We start from the raw sequence: 12,754 nt of genomic DNA, 5'->3' as shown, positions 1-12,754 counted from the left end.
ATTACACCTTATATTAGTTATAAACTAATATATTCATTATGAAGATTCTCAATCTAATCAAAATATTTTTAGGCACCTGATTAGGCACTTTTGAAAAATTGAATTGAACATTAGTACTATAAAATCATTTAGTTAAGCGACGAATTCAGACTCCGCCAGCGCTGAGGACAATCTATTTCTATGCGTGGCTTGCGGCTGTGGGATGAGACTCGTTTTTACATAAATACATCAAAAGCCGAAGGAAAGACTGATCATTGACTTTTATTTTCCGGCTAATGTATACAATTCCTTTATGTAAAACAAAAAATATGGATAAAACAAAAAACTGGCGAGTTTTTTCACAAGGCTGTCATACGACAACTAAAACAATACCAAGAAATGGCTGAGCATGGGATTATCAATCAAGATATAGATATATCCGACAAAAAATTACCATTCAACCCAGGGGTCGACTAGATTAGGTTACACTCTTTTCCATATAGTAATATCGCTACTAGTTGCAGCTACAATAAATTCACCATTCCATGAAAAGCCGGCGCAGACAAAAAAGTCAGACATTATTCTCAAACAGCCTTCTTGAAATCTATCTATTAATGGATCTTTACCTAAAGGCGCCCATATTAAGTATTCTAAGGGCCATTTAGGAGAAGCAACTGTCAATGTCTCGCCATAATGGTTTGCTACAGGCAATCCCCCACCGCATAAACCAGATATAGATATGGACTCATTTGATATAATACCTATCCCCATAGATGTTAGGTTAAAGGAGCTATACCAATCGCCATACTCTTCATAATCTCTCGCAATTTTTTCACCTGTATTACAATCTATTAATCCTCTGCCTGCGGATGATATTACCAATAACATATTGCTATACTGCTTAGAAAAACCGACCTCAGTTAAGCCACCAATGGCAATTATTGAACATAACTCCCATCCTAATGGTGCTTTAGCATCAGGGATACTTTCAACTATCTTAACTAACCTATGTTTTGTATTGAATAAATTGCGCAAAGCATCACCATCCCGCCAGTTAATTTTAATAATGTTAGCTTAGCGGAAGTACAAATTGAAGCAAACAAAAGACCCGCGGAATTTGGCTTTACTTACGCCATCGCGATCAAGGCGGTAATTTCAGATAAGCTAACATAGATGGTATTATGCAATCACTTCATTAAATTACTTTGAGAGAAAAGCCATGTTTGAATCTAAAAATATGCCACTAATTTCATTCAGTGCATTTTTAAAACGAATGCTATTGCATTTTAGTTACGCACTTGCGCTAGTCCTTGTTACTTTGCTAATAGGCATTGTCGGGCACATAGCCTTTGATTCGAGCATAAATTTACATGATGCAGTATTTAATAGTGCTTTTATAGCCAATGGCATTGGCCCATATATTGTTCCACAAAATATTTCAGGAAAGGTTTTTTTCGCTTTCTATGGTGTATTCACCAGTGTCGTCTTTATGACCACTCTAGGATTAATATTTGCACCTATTGCCCATCGATTATTACACAAATTTCATTTAGATGATGAATAAGAATAACCATTAGAGTGGATTATTTTAAAACAGTTTCTACTAGAAATTTAAATGGTAGATGCTCATTCACCTCAGCAATTTTTATTGGACCATAAATATAAAGGTGATACGTCTATGTCTGGATATTTTAATTCATTCTTCGCTTCCTTTTTCACTCCTCTAATTATTTTTATTATGGTATTTTTATATAACTATAGTTTTTATTAAAAAGCCTTTAATCAAAGGTTTATTGTTCCATTTCCCGAACTACCATTCTACTCTAAGAACCTTTTTATAATCTAAATGTCTATTGATGCATAATAACAACTTTTTTGGCGCATATGAAAAGTCTATTTACGTTGATATCTGTATTTGCGATAGGTATTGCAGGGTATTTGGTTTATATAGCAGTACTTTATATTAAAGTACGCTTTTAGCAGCCTCAACTTCCCGTATTGCTTGCGCGACAAGTGAAAACCTTGAACTAAGTTAAATTCATGTCGACTACTTGTAATATTTGATATAAGTCACTGATAATGTATTAAATAGTAGATTAGGTGTTATTATCGACACCACTTCAATAAGTGGATCTACACCCTTTTTGACTTTAGTGAATTTTTTTAGGTATTCTGATTTGGAATGATTTTGGAAGTGGCTCTTTTACTAAAATGATGCAAAGGTTACAATGAAGAAAACAACTATTATTAATATCTATAATCGAATAAATATTAAATATGATACAAATGACTTAAGCACACATTTTAATCATAATAGCTAACGAATTAGCACATGCTTACTTCTCATCCAACTAGGTGAATTCATGGCGAAAGTCGCAGAAAGCTTTTATTTAACATTATGTCTCGTCATAAGTTTTATCATTACCTACTATGCGGCAGGCATTGATGCAACACTCTGGAGCTCACTATCAACTCTGCATGGCTACACAATATTCAATAAAGCCAATCAATATAAAAATATCATCTATTCGCTATTGTGTTCCTTATTGGTTTTTTTGGGTTCCGCGTTAGGCTACCTTTTCGGTTTTGACTCTCTATTTTTTATCGTCCTATTCATATCGCCTTTTGTTTACTACCAGTTTTACAATATTGATTCATCATTAGATATGTCAATTAAGTACTTTATGATTTTCTACATCATAGGCGCAACACTTAATGAATCTAGTTTTGATGGCCTTGTAATAGGTCTACTAATAGGAACAATTATAACGCTTGCATTTTGCTACGCCATGAGTAAACGCGAAGAAATCACGCTATTTCAAATAAAGAAATACATCACACTAAAGAGAGATAAGTTATCTTATAATCAATTATTTCAGTCATTTATCTATTCTTTAGGGTTACTTTTATGTGTTTTAACCTCTAGAGCTATTAATCTCGACCATTTTTTCTGGGCTCCATTAACGTATATCTTTGTTTTAAATCCTAAGTTAACCAATATCATTAAGCTAACTAGAGACCGTGTTATTGGTACACTAGTCGTTGTTTTTCTACTCTATTTTTCCTTTAACCTCGTAGAATTTATGCCGTATATTGGCTTTGCACTCATACTCATTTTTGCTTTCTTGATCCCTATTAGTAATACAAAAAAAAATAACGTATTTGGTACGTTTTGTCTTACAGGACTTGTATTATCCTTAATAGAAATGTCCATTTTCTTTAATAATGTAGATTATCACCTTTTACCTGAGAGAGTCATGGAAACGCTTATTGGAGGGATATTTGCAATTATATGTAGTTATTGCATTAAATTAATGATGAAAAAAAACAAATAATAACTTCTAAAATGAATTACCCTTATTTTATCGAATGATAAAATAACTAAAGAACTTGACTGAAAAATGGAAATTTTAAAATAATCCATATAGGTTAAGTAGTTAAATAATTTAATCCGGTGACGGATGAAAGCTCCGTCAGCCCGTTTTAAAATTTATCTTTGCTTTTTGAAAGTTATCTAAATTCCGTCTATATGTTAACGCAATATATTTTCTCGAATTTCTACAAGTGTTTTTATTTGCCTTCCAGTGTCTGTAAAATTTAATGGTGATAACCATTGTTGCATAGTTTTATTGACGATATCCCATTCAGTATCAATAATTGAAAACCAATCTGTATCACGGTTTCGCCCCTTAGCAACAAGTGCATTTCTAAATGTACCTTCATATTGAAATCCAAGGCGTTTAGCAGCACGGCGGGAAGGCTCATTTAAGCTATTACACTTCCACTCATAACGTCTATATTTTAGCTCTTCAAAAACATATTTCATCAAGAGCCAATGCGCTTCAGTTGACATAATCGTGCCACTTAGTAGAGGTGAAAAGTGAACATGTCCGACTTCAATGACGCCATTATTTGCATCTATTCGCATAAGAGCAAATACACCTATGGCTGCCTGTGTGTTTTTATCTAAAATGGTAAAGAAAAATGGATCATTTTTCTGACATTTATTTTCAACCCACGAAAAATATTCAGCAAAATTTTTAGGCGCTTCATCAAACAACCATGTCCAACTTCTACCATCAGGAGATTTTAAAAATGAATTATATAAGCTTTCAGCATGATCCAAATTTAGAGGCTCAACCATACAATATTTGCCTTCCAACACAACGTCAGATGGCTGTGGACGAGGAGACCAATTTTTAACTAAATGACCTATTGGCTGTCCAAATTCATTCTGTGTGTACATAAAAACCTCTTTTTAATGGATTATCACAATTCTAGTGAAATGTTGATAACACTCAAGAACCAGTTTTTTGATATCATTAAGTACCAGTTCTCATCATCAATAATTTATTGTTTAGCTAGTCATGGATATCTAATAGCCATAAGCTATCACTCATTTAAATACTTCACACAATAACCTATTACCTTAGCGATGAATGAAAAATTTACTTTCTTTAAAGATCTTTTAAATCATCAGGAATATTCTTTTTTAAAATTCGCCAAAAATCTTCTGCGGTTTTATTTAATCTCGTATCCATTCGATAAATATATGCCTGAATAGGAATAGTTAGCTCTGGCGTATCAAGGCAGACTAATTTTTTTTCTTTCAGTTCATCAACAACAGAATAAATAGGTAACCAAGCGATACCATGTCCATCTAACGCCATATTTTTCAATAGCTCACTCATCGAGGACATAAATAATGTTTTAGAACTAATCGTCCCCGATTCACTTAATCGGCGATTAACTAACCTCCCCATATACGATGCACTCGTATAATTGAGTAACGGCACCTGTGGTTGATAAATATCGAATAATGGTGCTCCAAATTCATTTGTGGCACAAATAGGGTAAAGCTCAGACTCAAATACATTTAAACAACTAAAGGGGGGTTGCATAAGATCTTCATCATAAAAAGAGATAATAAAATCACTTTTCCCTTCCCGTAAGGTATTGACCACTTGAACAACATCAATCGCTTCAACATGATAAACAAATTCGCCACCATAACTTGATAGTGAATGAACTAACTTAGGTAACATAGTGAGCGATAATGAATGCGCCGCCGCAATTTTTATATTGGGAATACTGAGTACATTACGCCCTGAAAGCTCATTAAGATTACATTCGAGTTGCTGTAAAAGACTCCGAGCTTGAGAATGAAAAACCTTACCTTCTTCTGAAAGCTGTAACGGTAATGTTGTTCTATCAAATAACTCAACACCTATAGCTTCTTCCAGTGCTTTTATTCGGCGGCTAAATGCAGGTTGAGAAATATTGCGCTGTTCTGCTGCGTGAGAAAAATGACGACAAGACTCTAAAGTTAAAAAGTCATATAGCCATTTCGTTTCTATATTTTTCATATTATTTGACCCTAATCACACTTTACGGCAATGATGTTTAATTAATTACTTTAATTTCATTGATAATTAAAGTTAATTATTAGTTACATTATTCGGTAATATTTGTATCTTCATTATTTGTATTATGCATAACCCTACTAATTTAAACATTACTTAAAATCAATTTATATTGCTTATATTCCTCATACTCCCTTCAACACTAGGACAAATAGTCGTTCACTAAATATTTCCAATAAAATATAGACTATCTGAATTTATTTAATGCACATTTTGCATGATGCCATACATATTTGCATTTCTCTTACCCTATAAACACTGATAGAAATTAATTCCAGATTAAATAAAATCGTTAAATTTTTAATTAATCACATTTGCAACCTCATGTTAAATGAAATAGTCAGTCTATTATATTTATTTTAAATTAATCTTGCTGAGATATTAAATATTCAGGAGTAATTATAGTGAAAGGATTAATTGGCGTACTCGGTGGAATGGGTCCAGCTGCAACTGTAGATTTATTTAATAAATTTGTAACATTCACTACTGCAAATAATGATCAGGAACATATCCCATTAATTATATCTTCTATTCCCAATATTCCAGATAGGACAGAGGCTCTTTTAAATCACGGTATATCTCCGTTACCGGCTATGACCGACTATCTTAAAAGGCTCGAAGGTGCAGGTGCAGAATGTATTATAATACCTTGTAATACAGCACATTTTTGGTTTTCAGAGTTAAAGAAATCATGTCATGTAGAAATGCTAAACATCATTGAAACAACCATGAAAGAAGTGCTTTTAACAAAAAGAAAATCAATTGGTTTATTAGCAACCAACGCAACGCTATACATGAATTTATATCAAAAAAACATTGAAGACAAAGGACTTAATTGCATTACACCAGATGTTGAAAATCAAAAAAAAGTAATGAAAAGCATTTATTTATTAAAATCTGGAGATTTCAACCTTGCAGAATCCTTAATGAAAGAACAAGCCACTTTATTATTTTCCCAAGGGGCAGAAATAATAGTATTAGGATGCACTGAAGTACCGGTCATTCTTGCTAATGAAGTTAAAAATAGTCCTGACAAATATATAGACTCTACCGGTTCATTAGTACGTGCTGGAATTGAATGGTATGAAAACAGAGTCGGAAAAATAAATTTAAAAACAAATAAGAATTAACAATAAATACTCATGTGTAGTATCAAATTATAACAACTAAATTTTTCAATTACTAATGACAATATATTGTCTATTGGAGACGATTATGGTTTGGCTAGAGGTCATTGTTGTATTAGGTGCTATTTTCTTCGGTATTAGAATGGGGGGAATAGGTATTGGTTTATGTGGTGGATTAGGATTAGCAGTATTAACCATTGGATTTGGCTTACCTATCGGTTCACCACCCGTTGATGTTATTTTAATTATTATGACCGTGGTTGTGGCGGCCTCTGCGCTTCAAGCTGCCGGAGGTATGGATTTTTTAGTTCGTGCTGCCGGTACCTTTATGCGAAAAAATCCAAAATATATTAATATCATTGCGCCCATTACAACTTGGGTAATGACAATTATGGCAGGGACTGGTTTCATTGTATTTTCCATGCTTCCTGTCATTGCTGAAATTGCAAAAGACTCAGGCGTTCGCCCTTCAAGGACACTAGCAGGCTCCGTCGTTGCCTCTCAGATTGCAATATCAGGCTCTCCTATTAGTGCAGCAATGGCGGCCATGTTAACTATAATGGAAGGAAATGGTGTCACTTTTATTGTGGTGATGTCGGTTTGCCTGCCCGCTTCTTTTGTCGCGGCAATGGTAGCAGCTTTTATTGCATCGCGGCAGGGTTGTGAACTTGAAGATGACCAGGTTTATTTAGAACGTCTACAAAAGGGCTTAGTCCATAAATATGAAGAGAAAAAAGGTGACAGTACAACAAAAGAAAAATTCTCAGTTGTTCTATTCTTATTAGCCACCGTCGCCATTGTCATCTTGGCCGCATTTCCTCAGCTACGTCCAGGTTTCGATATCGGTAAACCGATGGGAACACGCGATATCATCATTATTTGTATGTTGAGTGCTGCGTGTTTGATGGTGATATTTTGTAAGACTTCACCTAATTCCATCGTACTCGCGCCAACCTTTCGCTCAGGTATGAGTTCGTTAGCGGTCATACTCGGTATTGTGACATTGGGAACGACCTTTGTTGATGCACATATGGAACAAATCAAAGAAATTGCGGGAGATGTACTCGCAGCCTACCCAATACTGCTTGCATTAGTTTTATTTTGTACCTGTGCATTATTATATTCACAAGGCGCAACAACACCTTTAATTATTCCACTAGCAATTGCATTAGACGTACCGACATGGGCAATTTTAGCCTCATTTGTCGCGGTAACGGGGGTCTTTGTACTACCGACCTACCCAACCTCCTTAGCAGCCATAGAATTTGACTCAACGGGATCAACTAGAGTGGGTAAATATATTTTAAATCATCCGTTTATGTTACCTGGGCTCGGTGGGATTATCGCCGGTGTGGCTTTTGGTTTTATCATCGCGCCAATGATTGTGTAATCAACTAATATTTGTATAACAGATTTTATTTCTCGAAAAATGAAACTAGAAAATTGAATTATTTGGCTTCAAACCTATTAGGTTAATTCGTACCTAATAAGAATGAAGCCTTTTTTCATCATGATTAATACGTTAAATTATGAACTTAAGGTGGATAAAAAAAGCGTTAGCAACCAGAGTTTATCTCAACACTTTTATCGTCATAAAATACAAATAATTAATCAGGGCATTTATCAGAAACGTTATTTAAGCCTTGCTGTTTATGTTCGAAAGTAATTGTTTTAGTACCGTTATCTCGGTTAATTCGAAGAATATAGATACTGTCAAAATCACTACCTGGCCATTTAGGGACCAAATCAGCATCACCACCTTCATGTTTCATAATATCTTTTGCAGCTTTGACCAAATTGTCATGCTCCCAAGCAATAAAAATAACTGAATTTTCATACTGTTGGCTTAACAATTCTTTGCGTAATTCTTTTGTCTCTTTTGCATGAAAATTAAGGTGAATAGGTAGTGAAACTTTAATCGCTGTCGGGGTGATCGTTTGAACTGCACGTAATGAACTGCCTAACTTACTTTGTTTAGGTGCCGAAGCAAATAATGCATCTGGCTGACCAAATTGGCTAATCAGTACGCTAGGCAAAGCTAGAGCACGGTTTAAGCCTTTACAAGTTAATTGTCCGCTATCATTATTGGGTTTTTCACCATGTCTTACAAAAATAATAGTTTGCGTTGAAAACGCTATCTGACTGAATCCCATGATAAATAAACCTAAAAATATAAGTGCTTTGTTCATATATTTACACCCTTACTCAATGAATGAATAACAACGCTAATCATAGTATAAATACACCTGTACTATTAACTAACCGAAATTCTAAAAGCTTAAATCGTTTTACGCCAGATATTTTCAATCAAGCAAATTAATTATTTATTTAGCTTCAGCCCTACAACGGCCACCTGTTCGATTGTACTTCTTTAAGTATATGTTATTCCTTTAACATGTAGACCTTTTGTTATTTCAATGTGAAAAATGCTTGATATCGATAATGATTTTAAAGATAATGATTATCAGTATCATTTTTATTATCAACAAATTTAATGTGGTAAATAACATGACCAAGCCACTTGTTGCAGATAGCATCGAAATAATCAAGCAACCGATAAAAACTGACGTGATAGAAAGCCAACAGCTATTGGGTCCGACAGGTAAAGTTGAAATACAGCATCGTGGTGAAATTTATCAATTAAGACAAACACGTACCGGTAAATTAATTTTAACCAAGTAATGTATTAAGTTAATAAATATACAATATATTCCGCAAGCCACCTAGGTCGTATATCCAGGCAGCCAGCTTAATCGAGTACATAAGGAAAGGGTTTCTTATGGTGTTTAAACTGGTGTCAGCTTTTGGGATATTACCTGCCAATCGATATCATCTTGTCAAATCCCTCATCGCATTAAGCCATGATTGGGCAAATTATCACATTGCCTATAGGGTCACACAACACCAACAAAAACAACCGCCTAACCAAACTCAAGCCACGCGCCTTTTAGCCGAAAAAACTCATCTCACTTGTTGTTTAAATAACAAGTTAGTTCTCTATTTTAATGTGAGTTATCAACGACAACTAATTCATAACTAAAACAAAAATATCATCAATTCATTTTGTATGTCGGTGATGGCAATTAATAGTGCCCCGATAAAATGAATCAATAAACTTCTGCGGAGTATCACTATTATGTCTCATGTATTACGTGTGTCAGTTTTAACCAGTGCGATTGTTTCAATTATAGCCAGTGCTCATGCAGAAACAGCGGTACCAGCTACAGCAAAAAATAGTCATGAAGTGATGACTGTTTATGCAACAGGAAATGAAAGAGATAGCTTTGACGCACCCATGATGGTGACGGTAATCAAAAATAATTCTCCTGAAACACAAACCGCGAGCACGGTGAATGATATCTTGCGCAAAGTGCCCGGAATTGGAGTGACAGGTGCCAGCCGTGCGAATGGGCAAGATATTTATATGCGCGGTTTTGATAGACGCGGAATTTTGACTTTAGTTGATGGTGTTCGCCAAGGCACTGATACTGGCCATATGAATGGTACTTTTGTTGACCCTGCCCTAATCAAGCAAGTAGAGATTATTCGTGGCCCTTCAGGACTATTATACGGTAGTGGCGCGATGGGCGGTGTAATTGCATGGGAAACCGTCGATGCTAAAGATTTACTGCGTGAAGGACAAAACAGCGGTGCTCGGGTATTTGGCTTAGGAGCAACAGGCGACCACAGTTTTGGATTTGGTGGCACGGCTTTTGGTCGTACCGATAATCTTGATGGATTATTCAGTTTTGTGACTAAGCAAGTGGGAGATACTCGCCTAAGTAATGGCGATGATATGGATAACAAAGAGACTATCGCAAACTTACTGGCAAAAGGAACTTGGCAGTTAGATGACGCACAAAAACTGTCAGGTCAGATGCGTTATTATGATAACGACGCTTATGAGCCTAAGAATCCACAAGAAATTAGCACCAGCAAAAGTAATTTAAAAGTCAATCGCACCACTCGCCAACGTGATGCACAAGCTACTTATCAACTGAATCCTGAATCACAAGACCTACTTAATCTTAAGATCACGCCTTATTATTCAGATATTAATATCACAGCAAAAGGTGTTGGTACCAATTACGAAGGCAGAACTCAAAAAACTTACGGATTGAAATTAGATAACCGTTCCAATTTTTATGACTTACCTGTTGCTGCACATAATTTAACTTATGGTAGTGAAGCTTATAAACAAAAGCAAACGCCTTACGCGTCAGCAACACAATTCCCTGATGCCGATATCACTTTTGCTTCAGGCTTCTTACAAGATGAAATCACCTTAAAAGACTTACCAATTTCATTTATTTTAGGTACACGTTATGACCATTACAAAGCCACAGCAAAAGGTCATGATGATGTTAAAAAAGGTAACTGGTCTTCTAAAGGTGCGGTAAGTATTACGCCGACTGAATGGTCAATGCTATTTGCTTCATATTCAGAAGCGTTCCGTGCTCCCACTATGATGGAAATGTATAACGACGAAATTCACTTCCAAGGCGGCCCTATCATCAATAGATGGCGTCCAAATCCAAACTTAAAACCTGAATCTACCAGCACGGCTGAATATGGTTTTGGGCTACGTTTCGATGATTTGATGATGGAACGCGATAATTTGCAATTCAAAGCGAGTTATTTTGATACCAAAGCTAAAGACTATATCGATACACATGTTAATTCCGATAAAGTTGACTTTAGTAATAACTATACTACATCAGTTAATGTCAAACGTGTAAAAATTAAGGGTTGGGATGCCTCTATGGACTATAAAACCGACTATTTCAGCTGGAATTTAGCCTATAACCATACCGAAGGTAAAAATGAAGCCAATGGCAAATCTATAACCTCTATCAAACCCGATTCAGTCACCAGTAATATCGCAGTTCCTATTGACGATAGTGGTTTTGCGGTGGGTTGGTTAGGCGAATTTACGCGTCACACTGACTTCAATACTGCGGCTAATGTGCAACAACAAGCCGGTTATGCTGTTCATGATTTTTATGTCAGCTATCAGGGTGAAGGCCAACTCAAAGGTTTAGGTACTAGTGTCGTCTTAGGCAATGCCTTTGACAAAGAATATTATTCATCGCAAGGCATTCCACAAGATGGACGTAATGCCAAACTGCTTGTCAGCTTCCAATGGTAATTCACAAAAAAATTAAGGAGATACCCGTGAATTCAGCACTTTTCGAGCGTTACCAACAGGCCAAAACAGAAAACAAAGCAAAATACGCTCGTGATCTAGCCGCTTATCTCGAGGTTTCAGAAGCGGAATTACTGCATAGCCGTGTGGGTCATGATAAAGCTCAACGTCTTAATGTTGATGCGCCAACCTTACTCACCGCTTTAGCGGCAGTAGGACAAGTCAAAGCTATCACACGCAATGAATATGTCGTTCATGAACAAGTTGGCCGCTATGACAATGCGAAATTTAGTTCTCACGGTGGTTTAATTTTAAACCCTCGCGCATTAGATTTACGCATGTTTTTCTCTCACTGGGATTCTGTATTTACCCTCAGTGAAGAAGCTAAAAATGGTGAGCGCCACAGCATTCAATTTTTTGATAAACAAGGCGATGCACTACATAAAGTTTACACCACAGATGAAACGGATCTAGCGGCTTGGAATGCATTAATCGAGCAATATTCCACGACTGAGAACCCATTACTGGAACTTGAAGCGGCTAAGCCTTATACCACTCAACCGATCAATGATGAGCTTAAACAGCAGCTAGAACAAGAATGGCGCAATATGACGGATGTGCACCAATTCTTTATTCTACTCAAGAAAAATAATTTGAGTCGCCAACAAGTATTCAGTGCTGTCAGTGATGATCTTGCATGGAAAGTGCCTACAGATTCATTTAATCAATTGGTCAATACTGCTTTTAATGACCAAAACGAAATTATGATTTTTGTTGGTAATCGCGGTTGTGTGCAAATTTTCACCGGTCAAATTAAGCGCATCATGCCTTATCAAAGCGAAGGTTCAGATCTCAAATGGCTGAATATTTTTAATCCTGATTTCACGTTACACATGATCGAAAATGATATCGCTGAATGTTGGGTGACACGTAAATCAACACAAGATGGTTTTGTCACCAGCCTTGAAGTCTTTGATAAAGATGGCAATCAAATCGTTCAAATGTATGGTCAACGTACTGAAGGCACGCCAGAACAAGAACAATGGCGAAATCAAGTGATGGCATTGCCTCACATTTAA

General features: G+C 35.9%; 11 protein-coding genes. 7 read left to right on the top strand and 4 right to left on the bottom strand.

What is annotated here, in order from left to right:
• Positions 1-462: 462 nt before the first annotated feature.
• Entirely contained in the window at positions 463-1,014 is a 552-nt protein-coding gene (locus ACTH6U_RS15690) for a hypothetical protein (protein ID WP_294110460.1), read from the bottom strand.
• Positions 1,015-1,198: 184 nt separating this feature from the next.
• Between ACTH6U_RS15690 and ACTH6U_RS15685 the strand changes: the two genes are divergently transcribed.
• Positions 1,199-1,543, top strand: a complete 345-nt coding sequence (locus tag ACTH6U_RS15685; protein WP_434719309.1) for a two pore domain potassium channel family protein — start codon at positions 1,199-1,201, stop codon at positions 1,541-1,543.
• Positions 1,544-2,342: 799 nt separating this feature from the next.
• Positions 2,343-3,314 (top strand): FUSC family protein, encoded by a 972-nt coding sequence (locus ACTH6U_RS15680; RefSeq protein ID WP_294110456.1) that lies wholly within the window; start codon positions 2,343-2,345, stop codon positions 3,312-3,314.
• A gap of 197 nt (positions 3,315-3,511) precedes the next feature.
• Here the strand turns inward: ACTH6U_RS15680 and ACTH6U_RS15675 are convergent, their stop codons facing one another.
• Both ACTH6U_RS15675 and hypT read right to left on the bottom strand, forming a co-directional pair.
• Complete coding sequence (locus ACTH6U_RS15675) at positions 3,512-4,225, bottom strand: GNAT family N-acetyltransferase (protein ID WP_294110455.1); 714 nt, start codon at positions 4,223-4,225, stop codon at positions 3,512-3,514.
• 211 nt (positions 4,226-4,436) lie between these two features.
• On the bottom strand, positions 4,437-5,345 hold the full coding sequence (gene hypT, locus ACTH6U_RS15670) for a hypochlorite stress DNA-binding transcriptional regulator HypT (RefSeq protein ID WP_294110453.1): 909 nt from the start codon (positions 5,343-5,345) through the stop codon (positions 4,437-4,439).
• A gap of 461 nt (positions 5,346-5,806) precedes the next feature.
• Here hypT and ACTH6U_RS15665 point away from each other — a divergent pair, with 461 nt between their 5' ends.
• A complete protein-coding gene (locus tag ACTH6U_RS15665) occupies positions 5,807-6,532 on the top strand; it encodes an aspartate/glutamate racemase family protein (protein WP_441832581.1) in 726 nt (241 codons plus the stop codon).
• A gap of 85 nt (positions 6,533-6,617) precedes the next feature.
• On the top strand, positions 6,618-7,919 hold the full coding sequence (locus tag ACTH6U_RS15660) for an anaerobic C4-dicarboxylate transporter (protein ID WP_294110447.1): 1,302 nt from the start codon (positions 6,618-6,620) through the stop codon (positions 7,917-7,919).
• Between the two features lie 217 nt (positions 7,920-8,136).
• Here the strand turns inward: ACTH6U_RS15660 and ACTH6U_RS15655 are convergent, their stop codons facing one another.
• Positions 8,137-8,718: a phosphoglycerate mutase family protein gene (locus ACTH6U_RS15655; protein ID WP_294110445.1), complete on the bottom strand. Its 582-nt coding sequence runs from the start codon at positions 8,716-8,718 to the stop codon at positions 8,137-8,139.
• A 319-nt stretch (positions 8,719-9,037) separates the two neighbouring features.
• On the opposite strand from ACTH6U_RS15655, the gene hemP reads away from it, so the two are divergent.
• From hemP to ACTH6U_RS15640, 3 genes are all read left to right on the top strand, one after another.
• Positions 9,038-9,211 carry a hemin uptake protein HemP gene (gene hemP / locus ACTH6U_RS15650; RefSeq protein ID WP_294110444.1) on the top strand — a complete coding sequence of 58 codons (174 nt, stop codon included), beginning with the start codon at positions 9,038-9,040 and terminating at the stop codon, positions 9,209-9,211.
• A 454-nt stretch (positions 9,212-9,665) separates the two neighbouring features.
• Positions 9,666-11,678: a TonB-dependent hemoglobin/transferrin/lactoferrin family receptor gene (locus ACTH6U_RS15645; RefSeq protein WP_441832580.1), complete on the top strand. Its 2,013-nt coding sequence runs from the start codon at positions 9,666-9,668 to the stop codon at positions 11,676-11,678.
• 26 nt (positions 11,679-11,704) lie between these two features.
• Positions 11,705-12,754, top strand: coding sequence for a hemin-degrading factor (locus tag ACTH6U_RS15640; protein ID WP_441832579.1), 1,050 nt, complete (start codon positions 11,705-11,707; stop codon positions 12,752-12,754).

This window comes from Providencia sp. (assembly GCF_052096715.1).
Taxonomy (GTDB): Bacteria; Pseudomonadota; Gammaproteobacteria; order Enterobacterales; family Enterobacteriaceae; genus Providencia.
This window is presented reverse-complemented; position numbering and strand designations above follow the sequence as displayed.

What these genes read in the sequence shown, in the direction of transcription:
- ACTH6U_RS15685 (WP_434719309.1), top strand. Translation starts at nt 1,199, where the DNA reads ATGTTTGAATCTAAAAATATGCCACTAATTTCATTCAGTGCATTTTTA.
- ACTH6U_RS15680 (WP_294110456.1), top strand. Translation starts at nt 2,343, where the DNA reads ATGGCGAAAGTCGCAGAAAGCTTTTATTTAACATTATGTCTCGTCATA.
- ACTH6U_RS15675 (WP_294110455.1), bottom strand. Translation starts at nt 4,225, where the DNA reads ATGTACACACAGAATGAATTTGGACAGCCAATAGGTCATTTAGTTAAA.
- hypT (WP_294110453.1), bottom strand. Translation starts at nt 5,345, where the DNA reads ATGAAAAATATAGAAACGAAATGGCTATATGACTTTTTAACTTTAGAG.
- ACTH6U_RS15660 (WP_294110447.1), top strand. Translation starts at nt 6,618, where the DNA reads ATGGTTTGGCTAGAGGTCATTGTTGTATTAGGTGCTATTTTCTTCGGT.
- ACTH6U_RS15655 (WP_294110445.1), bottom strand. Translation starts at nt 8,718, where the DNA reads ATGAACAAAGCACTTATATTTTTAGGTTTATTTATCATGGGATTCAGT.
- hemP (WP_294110444.1), top strand. Translation starts at nt 9,038, where the DNA reads ATGACCAAGCCACTTGTTGCAGATAGCATCGAAATAATCAAGCAACCG.
- ACTH6U_RS15645 (WP_441832580.1), top strand. Translation starts at nt 9,666, where the DNA reads ATGTCTCATGTATTACGTGTGTCAGTTTTAACCAGTGCGATTGTTTCA.